Origin of the sequence: uncultured Clostridium sp. (genome assembly GCF_947072515.1) — a bacterium.
Taxonomy (GTDB): domain Bacteria; phylum Bacillota; class Clostridia; order Clostridiales; family Clostridiaceae; genus Clostridium.
This window is the reverse complement of the sequence record NZ_CAMTIG010000028.1, coordinates 1-16,537: the sequence shown is the minus strand read 5'-3', so window position 1 is coordinate 16,537 and position 16,537 is coordinate 1. Positions and strand designations below refer to the sequence as shown.

The following is a 16,537-nucleotide window of genomic DNA, read 5'->3' as shown; positions in this document are numbered from 1 at the left end:
TAATCTTTTTTTTTGTGCAAAAATATAGGATTCTAAATTATGAATTATAGAATGTTTTCTAATGAAGGATATTGTAAATCGTGAATATTATTAGCATACAACTTTAAGATATGAACAGTAGCTAAAGCATCACTTTTATTTCGAGATTCTATATATATTGCAAGTGAAATACAGTTTGCTTTTAAATTTTCAATATCTGTGTGTGCTGCATAAATAGACAATTCAGAAGAATGTACTTCTAATTCAGTTAAAAGAGAAATACTTTTTTCATAAGCAGCATAATAATTTTCTTCACATAAAAAGTATTCAATGTCATTGCAAAAATATTCAATTTCATTACAAAGGAAAATTAATCTATCTTTAGCAAAAAAAACTAAGCACATGAGTACTATGAAGAGGATTAAGGAAATAATATTATTTCGCATTAGTATCCATCCTTTCGGCGTTATCAAATTCATCAAAAAGTTGATATCTAAAGTTGCCATTAGTATCAAAAAATGCAATTAGAACATTTTTTATATCTGTAATCCCATATTCAGAGAGAGTATTTAAAATCCATTTTGTATCTTTATTTACACGGGTTAAGGCATTTCTATTTATTTTCCCATCAGAAATTAAAATTTTAGGCAGAAAAATTTCATGTTCAGTTTGATTTCCAGACATAGTTATAACAGAACTTTCTAAATTATATGTAGAAGCAGTAGATTTAAAATCAGTATTTTGGGGCTTTAAATTTTTAGGCAGAATTGATAAATCACCATTTGTTTCTAAAATTGCATATTGAATTTGGTCTAAATCAAAATAACCTGCTATTCGAAGTTCCTCTAACAATTCATCAATATTTATTTGTTGATTTTTTAAAGCTTTATAGTTTATTTTGCTTCGATAAATTAAAATAGATGGTTCACCTTCAATGATTTTTCTTGCAAATTGACTTTTAAGTTGTAATTGTGTTAAAAGCATTTTTAGTAAAAGTAAAGTTAACATGGGAATGATGCCAAATAAAAGAGGGAGCTTAATATCTTGCATAGGTAACATTGCTAAATCTGAAATCATTATTGTTATAACAAATTCGTAAGGTTGTAATTCACCTATTTGTCTTTTCCCCATTAGTCGCATAACTAAGACAACTAAAAAATAAAGAATTATAGTTCTGATTAATAAAATAAACACAAAAAAACCTCCTTTATCTATAAATAATATTCTTCAAAAATAAATGAAATATTCATAAAATATGGATTTAAATTTGTTTTATACTTTAGATATCAGTAATATAATGGTAGTAGATTAAAGAGGAGGAGTAGAAATGATAGAATATAACTTAATATTAGAAGATGGAAGAAACATTGTAGTAGAAAAAGGAAGAACCTTTAAGGACATTTTAGAAGAATATTATGGTGAATTTAAAAATACAGTTGCATTATGTAGATTGAATTATGAGTATTATGAATTAAACTCTGAAATAAATGAAAGTGGGAATTTAAGCTTAGTTTTATTTGATAGCAGCTTAGGAATGAGTATATATAAGAGAACATTACAATTTATTTTTGTAAAAGCTACATTAGATATTTTCCCAAATTCTAAAATAACTATAGAGCATTCAATTAGTAAATGTATATTTGGAGAAATCCACAAAAAGTTATCTTTAACAAAGGAAGATGTAGAAAAAATAAAAACTAGAATGATAGAAATTATAGAGGAAAATCTAGAAGTACAAAAAGAGAGAGTATCTATAGAAAAAGCAATAGATATTTTTGAAGAGTATGGTATGGAAGATAAAGTGTCTTTATTAAGACATATTGATAAAGATTGGATTGATCTTTGTAAAATTGAGGATAGATACGATTATTTTTATGGACTAATGGCAAGCAATACAGGAGTTATAAAAGTTTTTGATTTAAAATATTATGAGCCAGGATTCATATTAAGATATCCTGAAAATTATGGAGATGTAGAACTTCCAGAAGTTACGGAACAAAAAAAATTATTTAATATATTTTATGAAACAGAAAAATGGCTTGAAATTTTAGAAGTTGGTGATGTTGGAAGTTTAAATAGTAAAATTGAAGAAGGAAAAAAGAGAGAATTAGTAATGGTATCAGAGGCATTACATGAAAAGAAAATAGCATATATTGCAGATAATATAGCTAATAAAAGTGGTGTTAAAATGGTACTTATTGCAGGACCATCTTCATCAGGGAAAACTACTTTTTCTAAGAGATTAAGTATTCAATTAAGAGTAAATGGATTTATACCAGTCCCAATATCATTAGATGATTACTTTGTAAATAGAGAAGATAATCCAAGAGATGAAAATGGAGAGTATGACTTTGAAAGTATAAAATCAGTAGATTTAATAACATTAAATGATCATTTTATAAGATTGTTAAATGGTGAAGAAGTTCAAATTCCTGCTTATAATTTTAAAACAGGAAGAAGAGAATGGCGTGGAGACACTTTGAAATTACCTAAAAATGGAATTATAATTGTAGAAGGAATACATGCTTTAAATCCTGAGCTCACTTTAAAAGTTGCAGAAGAAAATAAATATAAAGTATATATATCAGCATTAACACAACTTAATTTAGATAATCATAATAGAATAAAAACTACAGATGTTAGAAAAATAAGAAGAATAGTTAGAGACTATCTATCAAGGGGGTATGGAGCTGAAGAAACATTAAAAATGTGGCCTTCAATAAAAAGAGGTGAGAAGAAAAATATTTTTGTATATCAAGAAGAATGCGAAGATATGTTTAACTCAACTTTAGTATACGAATTATCAGTTTTAAAACCATTTGCTCTTAAAGAATTGGAAAAAATAAAAAAAGATAGTCCTGTATATGCAGAAGCGTATAGATTAAAGTCTTTTTTAAGTTTTTTCAAAGAAATACCTATGGAGTATGTTCCTGAAAACTCAATATTTAGAGAGTTTATAGGTGGAAGTTGTTTTTATGATTACTAAAATTAATAAATAAATACTTTATAGAGAATATATGTATAAAAGTGTTAAAAATAAGAAGCTTAATTTAAAAAATATTCATAGAACTTTAATTTGAAATATTTGAAGTTAAGTATTAAAATAAAAAGCAAATATAATATTTTTATCAAGAAGGTGGAGGGACTGGCCCTATGAAGCCTAGCAACAGCTCATAATATGAGAATTGTGCTAATTCCTGCAGAAATTTATTTCTGAAAGATAAGAGTAAGGTTATAAAATATAGAATTTTCAGCTATCTTTTGTCTGTAGAGAGAAAAGATAGCTTTTTTTCTCTCTTTAATTTCTTGATAAAACTAAAGAGGAGGAAAGATGAAAAGTATAAAAAAATTAAGCATGTTTGGATTTTTATTTTTAACTAGTTCAGTACTAATAGAAATATATGAATATCCAACATTTGCAATTAGTGGATTTAGTTCAATATTCTATTTGATTATTGGAGGAGTATTATGGTTTTTACCTGTTTGTCTTTGTGCAGCAGAGATGGCTACGGTAGAAGGATTTCAAGAAGGTGGAGTATTTACATGGACAAGCAAAACTCTAGGAAAGAAAATGGGGTTTGCACATATATTTTATCAATTTATAGTTTTTACAATTGGAGCTGTAACAATGATATATTTTATAGTTGGAGCAATAGCATATATAACAGGAATAGAAGCTATTAATAATAATCCAATAATTAAATTTATATTTGTTATAGCGATATTTTGGATAATAACTTACGTACAATTAAAAGGGATAAAAAAGACAGCATTAATAGCTAAAGTTGGCTTTATTGCAGGTATAGTTATACCGGCAGTAGTATTATTTGCATTAACAGGAATATATCTTATTAAAGGATATCCAATACATATAGATATGTCATTAAAAACATTTATACCGGATTTTAGTAATATGGGATCCCTTGTTGTTTTAGTATCATTTATGCTTTCATATATGGGACTTGAAGTTTCAGCAACACATATAAATGATATGGAAAATCCAAAAAGGGATTATCCAAGAGCAATTATAATTATATTATTTTTATGCATATTATTAAGTAGCTTTGGAGCATTATCTATTGGTATAGTAGTGCCACAAAGTAGTTTAAGCTTAAATCAAGGAGTTTTTCAAGCCTATTCAATTTTATTATCATACTTTGGAAATTTTGGATTTATAGTTAAATTGTTAGCTTTACTTTTATGTTTAGGTTCAATTGCTGAAATAAGTGCTTGGATAGTAGGACCAACTAGAGGACTTTCTCTTGCAGGAGAAAAAGGATTTTTTAGTAAAAAAATAGCTAAAAGAAATAAAAATGATGTAGCATCTAATTTACTTATAATTCAAGGAATAGGAGTTACTATTTGGGCATTTATATTAACATTTGCTGGAGGAAGTTCAAATAATTCATTCTTTATGGCTATGACATTAACAGTAATAGTTTATTTATTAGCATATGGAATCTTTTTTATTGCATATATAAAATTAACATTAAAGGGGAATGATTTAAATAGAAAATATCAAATAGCGAAAAGTAAGGTTGTAAGATTAGTAATAGGAATAGTTGGATTTGTTTTTACAGTTATTGCTTTTGGAATTTCTTTTATTCCACCATCAGGAGTTAAAAAGAGCCAAGTTGCTAATTATACACACTTATTGATAATTGTATTTGTTTTAATAGTTATTATACCGTTTATAATAACTAAAGTTAGAAAAAAACATATTATATAGTAAGAGGGATTGCGTTAAAGCAATCCCTTTTTACATATCCTGAATAAAAACGTTTCTTTTAGAAATAAATTCTTTTAAAGTATCTTTATTTTTCCTATTTAATTTAAGACTAAAAACTATCTTATTATTCTTTATAAATCCTATAGCAAATTTATTTTCATTTAGCTTTTGAATACCGATAGCATTAATATTGTCATACTCTAAATAATAGGACATTAAAAAAATTCCCTTATTACCTAGGGTAACTTTTGAAGATAAGGTAGCTGAAAATGCTATAGCTATAGCAAAAAGAATACCTGTAATTATTTCAAAAGCATTTAAATGATTACGTGCGTAAACCAGATAAAGTAAAAATATTATGGCACACACTATATAAGTATAAAAGCTAGGTAGAAAATGAGTGAACTCTACATAATCTCCCTGAGTGTAAAGAGCCTTTCTTTTATTAAAGTTCTTTTTAAAAATAACAATAAAGTAAATTGCAAAGGCTAGGAAAAGGATTGGTGATAAATATTTTTGCATGGTAAGTACCTTCTTTCTATGCATTTGTATATTGAGATTTTACCAAGAAAAAGAAAAATAATCAAAAAAATATACCAATACTACAAAGAAGTAATATCGGTACAGATTATTAAGCTTTTTCAATTGGACGTTTTCCATGAGTTTGCATATAAGTTTTAAATATTACTTTCTTTTCTTCAGGTAAAGTGAATTTAAACTCTCCACCGTTAGTTTTTCTAATAATAATTAAAAAGTTATTTGCTTTTTTAGGATTTTTTTCAATTGTAATTTTAGACATTTCTTTTAATTCCATAGTGCTATACATATATGAAAATCTGTTGAAACCTATAACCATTCTTGAGTTTACTACACCAGATGCTAAAGCGATAATGATAAAAACAATTGCTAAAGCGACAGTAATAGGATTTAAATGTTTGACATCGTAAATTACGTATGCAAATATAATTAAAATAACAATTATATATGATATAGATATTGGAAGTACGTTATATATAACTAATCCATCAGGATCTTTCTTCAATCTTAATTGAGCTCCAAATGGTTTTAGCATATTTTTTGATATCATAAAGACTAATCCGATTATTATGACATAAATAAGAATTTGCATAAAGATCTTCCTTTCAAAATTTAGTAGATAAAATATATTTTATTATTAACCTAAAATAGAAGATTTAATTCTAAAAATACATATATTTAAATGATAACAATATAAAAAGAATAAAATATTAATTTTTAATGAACTGGATATTAAATAAATGGGAAGTTGATAAATGAAAATATTTAGTGTTAAATAGAAGACAGAACACAATATATGAAGAGGTGAAATAATGATAAAAATAGATGGAAAAGAAGAAAAAAGAGAAGCAAAAGAATATATAAAGAATATAGCTAAATCATCAGCATATTTTTCTTTTAGAAATGGACCAATAAAGAAGTTATATGAAGAGGAAAAAATATCAGATGAAGAAATGAAGCAAATCCAAGAATATATGCAAGACCATTTAGCATATTTATATACTGTTTTATTAGAAGAAAATAATATTCAAAAATTTGATTTAATAGTATCAACAATGAATAAATTTTACGTAAATGATGATTCAGATGTTAAATTAAATGATGATGGATTTGATAATTTTTATAAAAGTTTATTTAAATAATAGATAAAGGCTATCTTTGAGATAGCCTTTATTTTATCTTATGTAATCCACTTTTACTGATTTTCTTTTTAAAATTTCTAACATAATAGAACCATTATTTTTGGATGTAGTAATAGAAAGCTTACTACCATTTTTAAATAGAAATGATATTACACGACCATTTCCTTTATTTAAAACACTAGCTTTTCGTATTTCTTTATATGATTTTTTAGAGAACATATAAAGAAAAGTATCATGACCAAAAAGAAGATTGGAATTAAAGTATGTAGTTACAAATAATAAAATAAGTAAAAGGATAGCTAAATACTTAGTAATAGAAGTAAAATCTTTAGTATACATAAAGATATATACTATAAAAACTATACATATTATACCTGTTGTAAAGAAGGATGCATTAAAATTTCTAATTATAGTGTAAGTACCTTCTTTTTTTGTGCTTATTCTTTTTGATAAATTTAATACTAAAAGTACTAATGTAAAAAGAATAAATAAAATTTCTAAGATTAATAAAGAATCCATAAAAACCTCCTTAAAGTAAAAGTGCATTTATCATAGCATTTAAAAGTAACCAAAATATTAATAAAGTTTAAAAATAAAATAAACAGTTATATTTTTGACATATAAATAAGAATATAGACAATATTTTATTATTTGAAATTTAAATAAGAATATTTTATAAATAATTATTTAAATCCGGTATAAAATATATTAAACTATAGATGGATAAAATATTACAAAAAGGACAGGGTAAAAAGATGAAAAACGTAGGTGTTTTTGATATATTAGGTCCTATAATGATAGGACCATCAAGCTCTCATACAGCAGGAGCTGCAAGACTTGGAAGAGTTGCAAGAGCTATTGCAGGAGAAGAAATAGAAGAAGTTACATTTATGCTTCATGGATCTTTTGGAAAAACATATAAAGGACATGGAACAGATAGAGCTTTAGTTGCAGGAGTTTTAGGAATGAATCCTAGTGATAAAAGACTTAGAACTTCTATGGATATAGCAAGAGAACAAGGATTAAAATATACATTTGTAGAAAAAGATCTTGGAGATGAGCATCCAAATACAGTTAAATTTGTAATGGAAACTAAAAGCGGAGCAGTTTGTGAAGTAATGGGATCATCTATTGGTGGTGGAAGCATAAAGATAGTTGAAGTAAATGGAAATAGAGTAAGCTTCACTGGTGATTATCCAACACTTATAGTTACACAGAATGATGTACCAGGAGTAGTTTCAAATGTAACAGCATTATTATCAGAAAAAAAGATAAATATTGCATTTATGAGTGTATTTAGAAAACAGAGAGGCGAAGGGGCAACTATGATTTTTGAAGTAGATAATATTATTGAAGAAGAAGTTTTAGATAATATAAGAGCTTTAGATAATATTTTAAAAGTCATACTTATAAACCCTGTAGGAGAGGATGCATAAAGATGAATATAGCAAGAAGTGGCGAAGAGCTTATAAACATATGTAGAGAAGAAAATATATCTTTAAGTGAATATGCAATAAGAATGGAAGAAGAAAAAAGCAATGTTTCACGAGAGATTATTATAGGAAAAATGAGAGAAAATCTTAAAGTTATGATTGATTCTGTAACAGAAGGAATGACAAAAGAAGTTTATTCAGTTACTGGATTGATTGGTGGCGATGGGTATAGAGTTAATGAATACTTAAAAAAAGGAGATACATTAACAGGAAGTACTACGGTAATGGCAATGGCAATGGCGCTTGCATGTTCAGAAGTTAATGCATCTATGGGAAAAATAGTTGCATGTCCAACGGCTGGGTCATGTGGAATTTTACCAGCAGTAATTTTAGCAGCTGGAGGAAAACTTGGAAAATCAGAAGATGAAATGATAGAAGGTCTTTTTGCAGCAGCTGCAATTGGAACTATTATTGGAATGAATGCAACTTTAGCAGGAGCTGAAGGTGGATGTCAAGCAGAATGTGGGTCAGCAGCGGCAATGGGAGCAGGAGCTGCAGTATTTATGATGGGTGGAACACCTAAAATGAGTTTAGATGCTGGAGCAATCGTAATAAAAAATATATTAGGGCTTGTTTGTGATCCAGTAGCAGGACTTGTGGAAATTCCATGTGCAAAAAGAAATGCATCAGGAGCTATAAGTGCTTTATGTACAGCAGATATTATTATGGCTGGAGTTGAGTCAAAAATTCCTTTTGATGATACTATAAGTGCAATGTATAAAGTTGGGCGTGAGATGCCAGCCTCATTAAGAGAAACAGCTTTAGGTGGAGTTGCAATTACGAAAACAGGACTAGAGCTTAGAAAAAAAGTTTTTGGTGATGAAAAATAAATAATAAGAAAAGGAAATGGGGACTATTTTAAAAAAATTAGTCCCTATTTCAAATTTAAAAAGAATATTTTCTAGCTTCAAATAAAAAATAACTTTTCTAAATTTAATAAAAATGAAACTATATTTATGTATAATAGATATATAACAAAAGAAAAAGGAGTGGAGAAGATGAATAAAGCGTTGACTATATCAGGCAGTGATTCTTTAGGAGTAGCTGGAATACAAAAAGATTTGGAAATTTTCTTAAAAAATAATATACAACCTTTTACAGTTATCACAAATATAATGGCTCAAAATACCAATGGAATGTTAAAAGTAGAATCAACATCTAAAAATATGATAAAAAATCAGATGAAAGTAACATTTGAAGAATATGATTTTAATGCTATTAAAATAGGAACTATAGTTGGAACTGATGAAATAAAGTTAATTGGGAAAATGTTAAGAAAAATAAAAAGAGTTCCTAATATAGTAGTAAATCCACAGTTAATAAATATAGATGGGGAAAAATTTTTATCAGATAATGAAAAAAAAGGGATGATAAAAGAAATATTTCCATTAGCATATCTACTAATTTTGAATAAAGAAAATACAGAAGAAATTTTAGATATAAAAATAAATCATATAGAAAATATAGAAGAAACTTTAGAAGATTTAAAAAAGTTAGGACCAGTAAATATCTTAATTAGAAATTTAGATAAAGAAGGGGAAAGAGTAGATATTTTATATGATGGAGATGAGCTAACTTACTTCATAAGCGAAGAATTAGATTTAAAAGATACATATATACAAGGGGAAAGACTGTCAGCTGCAATAACTAGTTTTGTTGCAAATGGATATAGCTTAAAAACAGCAATAAAATTAGGAAAAGATTTTATTGAAAAATAAAAATTAAGAATAAAAAATAATAAATGAGAGTATTATACACTAATGCAATTTAGGAGGTGTATATGTGCTCAAAAATTAAAGTAGGTATAATAGGTTGTGGAAACGTAGGAAAAGGTGTTATAAAAGCATTGAAAAAAGCTAATGATATGGAATTGGTAGAGGTATTTAGCCGAAGAAGAAATTTGAAGGTGGATGAACTATATGCTAAGGATATTTTAGAAGTATTGAACTATAAAGATAAAATTGATGTAATGATTTTATGTGGTGGATCAGCAGTAGATTTACCAAAGCAAGGTCCAGTGTTTTTAGAGCATTTTAATACTGTAGATTCTTTTGATACTCATGCTAAGATACAAGATTATTTTCAAAAAATGAAGATTGTTGGAGAGAAATGTGGAAAGCTTGGGTTAATATCAGTAGGATGGGATCCTGGATTATTTTCTATAAATAGATTAATAGGAGAAGCTATACTTCCAGAAGGAAATGAATATACATTTTGGGGAAGAGGTGTAAGCCAAGGACACTCTGATGCAATAAGACAAATTGAAGGTGTGAAAAGCGGAATACAGTATACAATACCTAAAGAGGATGTATTAGAAAAAATACGAAATGGTGAAGAGTTAAAGCTAAGTGCAAGAGAAAAACATAGCAGATTATGTTTTGTTGTCTTAGAAGAGTTTGGGAATAAAAATAAAGTGGAAAAAGCTATAAAAGAAATGAAGGATTATTTTCTAGATTACGATACAGAGGTTAGATTTATATCAGAAGAAGAGTTTAAAAGAAACCATAGTGATATGCCTCATGGTGGAAAAGTTATAAGAACAGGAAAAACAGGTGAAAAAAACTGTGGGAAAATAGAGTTTTCTTTAGATTTAGAAAGTAATCCTGAATTTACAGCAGGTATTTTAGTTGCTTATGCAAGAGCAGTTTATAGAATGGTTAAAGAGAAAAGAAGTGGTGCAATAACTGTGTTTGATGTTCCACCGGCATATCTCTCTATAAAAGATGGTAATACGTTGAGAAATGAATTATTATAAAAATAAAGATAATGCAAGTTTATAAATGCATTATCTTTTATTATTTTTAGTGTTGAAATTTAAATAATAAATATTAAAGAATAAATTGGAGATTATACTATGTATTAGATAAAGATGTTAAAATTAATTATTAAGTTATAAAAAATACAAGGCAAGTTAATAAAAATTTGTTAAAATTAAAAAAGTTTGTTTTCTTATTTAACGAAAATTTCAAAGATAAGGGTAGGCATTTTATTTTTGAAAAGAGAAGAAGGTGAGTTAAATGAGTATTTTTAGAACACAAAATATAGAAAGTATATCTAAACACGTAAGTTCAAGTGAGAAGAACTTAGGTACTTTAGATTTAACTTTAATGAGTATAGGTTCAGTTATAGGAACTGGAGTTATGGTTTTAACAGGAATTGTTGCAGCAAAGGAAGCAGGACCTGGAGTTATGCTTTCATTTTTAATTGGAGGAATAGCAGCAGCAGTAATAGTTTTATGTTATGCTGAGTTATGTTCTGCAATTCCTAGTTCAGGAGGATCATATACTTTTATATATACTACTATGGGTGAGATAGTAGCATATGTTGGAGGTTTATGTATAGTTATTGGATATATATTAGCAACAGCAACAGTTGCATCAGGCTGGGGCGGATATTTAGTAAATTTTTTAGATGCTTTTAAAATACATATTCCTAAAGTATTAACCACTATCCCTAGTGAAGGTGGAATAGTTAATTTACCAGCAATTTTTGCGATTTTAGCGATAACTTTTGTAATTTCTCGTGGAACTAAGGATAGTAAAAATGTAAATAATATAATGGTTATTATAAAAATAGGAGTTATTGCATTATTTGTAATAGTAGGTGTTTTTCACGTAAGTACTAAAAACTGGTCGCCATTTTTACCGTATGGAACTACAGGGGTAATGACTGGGGCAGCTTCAGTATTTTTTGCATATTGTGGATTTGATGCAACAGCATCAGCAGCTCCATATGTAAAGAATCCTAAAAGAGCATTACCAATAGGACTTTTAGTATCATTAGGTGTATGTACAGTAATATATATATCAGTATCAGCAGTATTAACTGGAATAACTTTATATTCTAATTTAAATGTTTCAGATGCCCTTTCATATGCTTTAAATGTAGCAGGCGATCATACTATATCGTTAATTGTGGCATTAGGTAGTGTAATAGGAATATTAGCTGTAATATTTGCTAGTAATTTTGCAACTTCGCAAATAATAAGCACAATGAGTGTTGATGGATTACTTCCAAAGATATTTCATAAGAAAGATAAAAATGATGTACCATACATTTCTTTATGGGTTGTAGGTATAATTGGCTCTATATTAGCAGGGTTTGTGAATTTAAGTCAATTAGCAAATTTTGCAAGTATTGCATTACTTCTTGTATATGGATTAGTTTCTTTTTCAATAATTATATTTAGAAGAAATTTTCCAGATGTAGAAAGAGGTTTTAAAACTCCACTAGTTCCTGTAGTGCCTATATTAGGAGCGGGATGTTGTATATTCTTAATGACCAATTTATCAAAAACAACATTTGTAATATTTGGAGTAGTATTAATTTTGATATTAATTTCATATTTTATATATGGAAAAAATCATTCAGCAATAATAGATGAGAAAACAAAATAACTTAAAATTAAGAAGAAGCACATAGATGTTGCTTCTTTTTTTTAGAAAAATTTCTAGAGAAGAAAATAGAATCTTTAAAAATAATATTCTTTATTTTATAATTAAAATAAAAGTCTATTATAAAAGATATAGGGAATAGTGAAAATAAGAATAAAAATAAAGATATAATTAGGAGATAAAATGAAAAAGAATAGTAAGAATAATAATTTTTTGAATGATGTAAGAGAAGATCTTTCACCAAAAATGTATGATGAAGTATTAAAATTAGTAAATGGTGGCAGAGAAGATTTAGCAAATGAAATTGCAAAGATAGATTATTTATTAGAGTATACAAGTAAATGTATAAAAGTAAAAGACTTTGCAGAAGCAAGGATGAGTATTGAAAGTGTTAAAGCTAGAATCCAGAAAATAAAAGATGCTGGATTTAAAATAGAGTATATAGAATACTTATATGAAGGAATAAAAAAGAAAGTAAAATAAAAAAATTAAAGGAGGAAAACAAGTGGATGTTAGAGAAAAAGCACATTATGCATTAAAAAAGTTCTATGGATATAATTCTTTTAGAGCTGGACAATATGAAGTTATAGAAAAAATATCAAATGGAGATGATGTGTTTTGTCTTTTACCAACAGGTGGGGGAAAGTCTATATGTTATCAAATTCCTTCTATAATTTTAAATGGAATAACACTAGTAATATCACCACTTATTTCATTAATGAAAGACCAGGTAGATAATTTAAAAGAGATTGGAATTAAGGGCGCTTTTATAAATAGTAGCTTAAATTTAGAAAAGATAAAGGAAATTTTAAAAGATGCATCACTTGGAGAATATAAGATAATTTATATTTCACCAGAAAGATTAGAATCTGAATACTTTAAAAAAATGGTAAGAGGAATAAATATTTCTCACATTGCAATTGATGAAGCACACTGTGTATCAGAGTGGGGACATGATTTTAGACAAAGCTATAGAGAAATAAAACCATTTTATGAAAGTTTAAAAGAGAGACCTGTGATTTCAGCCTTTACAGCAACGGCAACTAAAGAGGTGATTCAGGATTCAATAAAACTTTTAGGATTAAAAGAACCATATATTTATAAAGGTGATATAAATAGAAGTAACTTAAAAATAAATATTTTAAAAGAAATAGATAAAAGAGAAATAACTCATATAGTAAGAGAACATGAGGATGAAAGTGGAATAATTTATTGTTCATCAAGAAAAGAAGTAGATGAATTATATTACTTTCTGAAAGATGTAGGGTTTGAAGTATTAAAATATCATGGAGGAATGAAAGAAGAGGATAAAACTATAAACCAAGAAGCGTTCCTAAATGAAGAAAAAAATATAATGGTTGCAACGAATGCTTTTGGAATGGGAATTGATAAGAGTAATATACGATATATAATTCATTTTACTATTCCTAAAAATTTAGAAAGTTATTATCAAGAAATAGGCCGTGGGGGAAGAGATGGCGAGAAGTGTGAATGTTATTTATTTTACTGTAGAACTGATATAAGTAGAGTTGAATTTTTAATAAATAAAAGTATTCCATTAAGTAGAAGAGAGATAGCTCTTCGAAAACTACAAAGTATGATTGATTATTGTGATTATATAAATTGTTATAGAGAGTATTTACTTAAATACTTTGATAATAAAGCTTTGAGTTTTTGTAATAATTGTACAAATTGCTTAAATTCAGATAAAGTAATGGATTTTACAAGAGAAGCACAAATAATATTTTCTACAGTATTTAGAACGAGAGAAAAGTATGGAATATCAGTATTAACTGATATTGTGAGAGGGGTTAAAGGACCTAAAGTTATAAGCTATGGATTAGATAAAATAACAACTTTTGGATTAATGAAAGAGTATTCATCAAAATATATAAGAGAACTTATAAAGGGACTTTTAGATGGTGGATATATAAGCCTTAAAGAAGGAACATACTCTATGCTAAGATTAAATAATAACTCTATTAAAATATTAAAATCAGAAGAAAAAGTATATATGATTTTAGAAAATATTGAAGAGGAAGTTTTAGATAAGGAACTATATAATAAGCTTAAAGTATGGAGAAAAGTAATGGCTCATAAAGAAGATATAAGACCATATATAATTTTTTCTGATTCATCATTAATAAATATAGCTAACTTAAAGCCTAAAACAAAAGAAGACCTTATGAATATAAGGGGAATGGGTGAGAAGAAGTTTGAAAAATATGGGGAAGAGATACTAAACTTAATAAATATAGAAAATTAGGTGATAGAATGAAATTTGTATTAGCAACAGACTCATTTAAAGAAAGTATGACATCTATAGAGGCTTGTAAAGCTATGGAGAGTGGGATAAAGAAAATAATTAAGGATGCAGAGTGTGTGAAAATACCTATAGCAGATGGTGGAGAAGGAACTGTAGAAGCTTTAGTTTATGGAACGAAGGGGAAATTTGAAGAGAGAGAAGTAACATCACCAATAAAAAATAAAAAAGTAAAAGCTAGATATGGAATATTAGGAAATGAAGAAACAGCAGTAATTGAAATGGCAGCAGCAAGTGGATTAGAAATATTAAAAAATGAAGAAAGAAATCCATTAAAAACAACAACATTTGGAACTGGAGAGTTAATATTAGATGCATTGGACAAAGATATAAAGCATTTAATAATAGGCATTGGTGGAAGTGCCACAAATGATGGTGGAGTAGGAATGCTCATGGCACTTGGTGTTAAATTTTATGATAAAGATAAAAGAGAAATTGATGTTGGTGGAGAAGAACTTTTAAAGTTAGAAAAAATAGATATCTCAAATTTAGATAAAAGATTAAAAAATATTAAAATTGAGGTAGCATGTGATGTGAATAATCCAATTATAGGAGAAGAAGGAGCTACAAAAATTTTTGGACCACAAAAGGGAGCAACTCCTGAAATGGTAAAAGTTTTAGAGAAAGCTTTAGAAAATTATACAAGAGTTATAAAAAAAGATTTTAATTTAGATGTAACAAAGATTAAAGGTGGAGGTGCAGCAGGAGGACTTGGTGTAGCTTTTTTAGTATTTCTAAATGGAAAATTAGAAAAAGGAATTAACTTAGTTATAAAATATAGTGGATTAGAGAAAGAAATAAAAAATGCTGATTTTGTATTTACGGGAGAGGGCGCAATAGATTTTCAAACAAGATTTGGGAAAACACCTATAGGAGTAGCAAATGTAGCTAAAAAAAATGGAGTTAGGGTAATTGCATTTGGAGGAAAAGTGGATAGTAATATAGGGGAATTATATAAAGATGGAATAGATGCTATATTTAGCATAATGCAAGGGGTAGAACCGATTGAAAATGCATTAAAACATGGTCCTAAAAATTTAGAAATTACAGTGGAAAATGTAGTTCGTCTTTTAAATATTTTATAAGCGAAAAATTTTTTATAAGTAAATTTAATAAGTGATATGTAAATTAAAGTTTAAAGAATTAGAAAATAATTTTTCTAATTCTTTTTTTTTTTGTCATATATAGGGGCAATTTTTGAATATATTTTAAGTAAAAAGGAGGGTGAGTATTTATGGATTTTAGAGAATTTATACAAACCGATAGAGAAAGTAGAGACAAGGAAAAATTTAATGGAACATTTTTAGATTATTTAGAAATTGTGAAGCAAAATCCTGATATAGCGAAATTATCTCATAAAAGATTATATGATAAAATTTCAGAAAAAGGTGTAGAGGTCTTAAAAGGTGAAGAAAATTATAAGGTAAAAAGAATTTATGGAAATGATATTATAAGAAAATATGGATTCTTTAAAGATAGTTTCTTTGGAATAGATAAAGTTGTTATGAAACTTATGAATTATTTTCATTCAGCAGCTATGCAAGGTGAAGAAGCAAGACAAGTATTATATTTAGTTGGGCCAGTTGGTGCAGGTAAATCATCACTTGTAGAGTCTTTAAAGAAAGCATTAGAAAAATGTGACCAAATTTATTCAATAAAAGGATGCCCAATGCATGAGGAACCACTTCATCTTATTCCTAACCATTTAAGAGAAGACTTTGAAAAAGAGTTAGGAGTAAAAATAGAAGGTGATTTATGCCCAGTTTGTAAGTATAGACTTATAAATGAGTTTGGTGGAAAATATGAAGAAATGCCAATTGAAAAGAAAGGTTTTTCTATCAGATCAAGAAAGGGTATAGGAGTGGTTCCACCAGTTGATCCTAACAATCAAGATACATCAATATTAACAGGATCAATTGATATTTCTAAAATGGATATGT

At 27.3% G+C, this 16,537-nt stretch carries 16 protein-coding genes, 1 pseudogene and 1 riboswitch; of the genes and pseudogenes, 12 read left to right on the top strand and 5 right to left on the bottom strand.

The window, feature by feature from the left end; genetic code table 11:
- Positions 1 to 44 precede the first annotated feature (44 nt).
- Both Q0W06_RS11420 and Q0W06_RS11415 read right to left on the bottom strand, forming a co-directional pair.
- The gene (locus Q0W06_RS11420; protein WP_297635413.1) at positions 45 to 425 is read right to left on the bottom strand and encodes a DUF4363 family protein; all 381 of its coding nucleotides are present in this window, start codon (positions 423 to 425) and stop codon (positions 45 to 47) included.
- A complete protein-coding gene (locus Q0W06_RS11415; RefSeq protein ID WP_297635410.1) occupies positions 415 to 1,173 on the bottom strand; it encodes a DUF421 domain-containing protein in 759 nt (252 codons plus the stop codon). The genes Q0W06_RS11420 and Q0W06_RS11415 overlap by 11 nt, the downstream gene beginning before the upstream one ends.
- A 133-nt stretch (positions 1,174 to 1,306) precedes the next feature.
- On the opposite strand from Q0W06_RS11415, the gene Q0W06_RS11410 reads away from it, so the two are divergent.
- A complete protein-coding gene (locus tag Q0W06_RS11410) occupies positions 1,307 to 2,965 on the top strand; it encodes a nucleoside kinase (protein WP_297635407.1) in 1,659 nt (552 codons plus the stop codon).
- Between the two features lie 136 nt (positions 2,966 to 3,101).
- Positions 3,102 to 3,206: riboswitch (SAM riboswitch) on the top strand.
- 104 nt (positions 3,207 to 3,310) lie between these two features.
- Entirely contained in the window at positions 3,311 to 4,708 is a 1,398-nt protein-coding gene (locus Q0W06_RS11405; protein ID WP_297635404.1) for an amino acid permease, read from the top strand.
- Positions 4,709 to 4,738: 30 nt separating this feature from the next.
- Here Q0W06_RS11405 and Q0W06_RS11400 read toward each other — a convergent pair whose 3' ends face one another.
- Positions 4,739 to 5,230, bottom strand: a complete 492-nt coding sequence (locus tag Q0W06_RS11400; protein WP_297635401.1) for a hypothetical protein — start codon at positions 5,228 to 5,230, stop codon at positions 4,739 to 4,741.
- Between the two features lie 109 nt (positions 5,231 to 5,339).
- The gene (locus Q0W06_RS11395; protein WP_297635398.1) at positions 5,340 to 5,837 is read right to left on the bottom strand and encodes a hypothetical protein; all 498 of its coding nucleotides are present in this window, start codon (positions 5,835 to 5,837) and stop codon (positions 5,340 to 5,342) included.
- A gap of 220 nt (positions 5,838 to 6,057) precedes the next feature.
- On the opposite strand from Q0W06_RS11395, the gene Q0W06_RS11390 reads away from it, so the two are divergent.
- On the top strand, positions 6,058 to 6,387 hold the full coding sequence (locus Q0W06_RS11390; protein ID WP_297635395.1) for a hypothetical protein: 330 nt from the start codon (positions 6,058 to 6,060) through the stop codon (positions 6,385 to 6,387).
- A gap of 33 nt (positions 6,388 to 6,420) precedes the next feature.
- Here the strand turns inward: Q0W06_RS11390 and Q0W06_RS11385 are convergent, their stop codons facing one another.
- Entirely contained in the window at positions 6,421 to 6,906 is a 486-nt protein-coding gene (locus tag Q0W06_RS11385) for a hypothetical protein (RefSeq protein ID WP_297635392.1), read from the bottom strand.
- 236 nt (positions 6,907 to 7,142) lie between these two features.
- Between Q0W06_RS11385 and sdaAB the strand changes: the two genes are divergently transcribed.
- The 9 genes and pseudogenes from sdaAB to Q0W06_RS11340 all read left to right on the top strand — a co-directional run.
- Complete coding sequence (sdaAB, locus tag Q0W06_RS11380; protein WP_297635389.1) at positions 7,143 to 7,823, top strand: L-serine ammonia-lyase, iron-sulfur-dependent subunit beta; 681 nt, start codon at positions 7,143 to 7,145, stop codon at positions 7,821 to 7,823.
- A 2-nt stretch (positions 7,824 to 7,825) separates the two neighbouring features.
- Complete coding sequence (gene sdaAA / locus Q0W06_RS11375; protein ID WP_297635386.1) at positions 7,826 to 8,710, top strand: L-serine ammonia-lyase, iron-sulfur-dependent, subunit alpha; 885 nt, start codon at positions 7,826 to 7,828, stop codon at positions 8,708 to 8,710.
- Positions 8,711 to 8,878: 168 nt separating this feature from the next.
- On the top strand, positions 8,879 to 9,598 hold the full coding sequence (locus Q0W06_RS11370) for a bifunctional hydroxymethylpyrimidine kinase/phosphomethylpyrimidine kinase (protein WP_297635383.1): 720 nt from the start codon (positions 8,879 to 8,881) through the stop codon (positions 9,596 to 9,598).
- A gap of 62 nt (positions 9,599 to 9,660) precedes the next feature.
- On the top strand, positions 9,661 to 10,635 hold the full coding sequence (locus Q0W06_RS11365) for a diaminopimelate dehydrogenase (RefSeq protein WP_297635379.1): 975 nt from the start codon (positions 9,661 to 9,663) through the stop codon (positions 10,633 to 10,635).
- Between the two features lie 262 nt (positions 10,636 to 10,897).
- On the top strand, positions 10,898 to 12,277 hold the full coding sequence (locus tag Q0W06_RS11360) for an amino acid permease (protein WP_297635374.1): 1,380 nt from the start codon (positions 10,898 to 10,900) through the stop codon (positions 12,275 to 12,277).
- Positions 12,278 to 12,457: 180 nt separating this feature from the next.
- The gene (locus Q0W06_RS11355; protein WP_297635371.1) at positions 12,458 to 12,757 is read left to right on the top strand and encodes a hypothetical protein; all 300 of its coding nucleotides are present in this window, start codon (positions 12,458 to 12,460) and stop codon (positions 12,755 to 12,757) included.
- A gap of 22 nt (positions 12,758 to 12,779) precedes the next feature.
- Complete coding sequence (gene recQ, locus Q0W06_RS11350; RefSeq protein WP_297635369.1) at positions 12,780 to 14,540, top strand: DNA helicase RecQ; 1,761 nt, start codon at positions 12,780 to 12,782, stop codon at positions 14,538 to 14,540.
- Between the two features lie 8 nt (positions 14,541 to 14,548).
- Positions 14,549 to 15,682 (top strand): glycerate kinase, encoded by a 1,134-nt coding sequence (locus Q0W06_RS11345; RefSeq protein WP_297635367.1) that lies wholly within the window; start codon positions 14,549 to 14,551, stop codon positions 15,680 to 15,682.
- Positions 15,683 to 15,831: 149 nt separating this feature from the next.
- Positions 15,832 to 16,537 (top strand): annotated as a pseudogene (locus tag Q0W06_RS11340) (serine protein kinase); the annotation flags it as partial.

Coding starts and splice junctions, on each gene's coding strand:
- Q0W06_RS11405 (WP_297635404.1), top strand. CDS start 3,311: ATGAAAAGTATAAAAAAATTAAGCATGTTTGGATTTTTATTTTTAACT.
- Q0W06_RS11400 (WP_297635401.1), bottom strand. CDS start 5,230: ATGCAAAAATATTTATCACCAATCCTTTTCCTAGCCTTTGCAATTTAC.
- Q0W06_RS11355 (WP_297635371.1), top strand. CDS start 12,458: ATGAAAAAGAATAGTAAGAATAATAATTTTTTGAATGATGTAAGAGAA.
- Q0W06_RS11370 (WP_297635383.1), top strand. CDS start 8,879: ATGAATAAAGCGTTGACTATATCAGGCAGTGATTCTTTAGGAGTAGCT.
- sdaAA (WP_297635386.1), top strand. CDS start 7,826: ATGAATATAGCAAGAAGTGGCGAAGAGCTTATAAACATATGTAGAGAA.
- Q0W06_RS11395 (WP_297635398.1), bottom strand. CDS start 5,837: ATGCAAATTCTTATTTATGTCATAATAATCGGATTAGTCTTTATGATA.
- Q0W06_RS11360 (WP_297635374.1), top strand. CDS start 10,898: ATGAGTATTTTTAGAACACAAAATATAGAAAGTATATCTAAACACGTA.
- Q0W06_RS11385 (WP_297635392.1), bottom strand. CDS start 6,906: ATGGATTCTTTATTAATCTTAGAAATTTTATTTATTCTTTTTACATTA.
- Q0W06_RS11410 (WP_297635407.1), top strand. CDS start 1,307: ATGATAGAATATAACTTAATATTAGAAGATGGAAGAAACATTGTAGTA.
- Q0W06_RS11390 (WP_297635395.1), top strand. CDS start 6,058: ATGATAAAAATAGATGGAAAAGAAGAAAAAAGAGAAGCAAAAGAATAT.
- sdaAB (WP_297635389.1), top strand. CDS start 7,143: ATGAAAAACGTAGGTGTTTTTGATATATTAGGTCCTATAATGATAGGA.
- Q0W06_RS11345 (WP_297635367.1), top strand. CDS start 14,549: ATGAAATTTGTATTAGCAACAGACTCATTTAAAGAAAGTATGACATCT.
- Q0W06_RS11365 (WP_297635379.1), top strand. CDS start 9,661: ATGTGCTCAAAAATTAAAGTAGGTATAATAGGTTGTGGAAACGTAGGA.
- Q0W06_RS11420 (WP_297635413.1), bottom strand. CDS start 425: ATGCGAAATAATATTATTTCCTTAATCCTCTTCATAGTACTCATGTGC.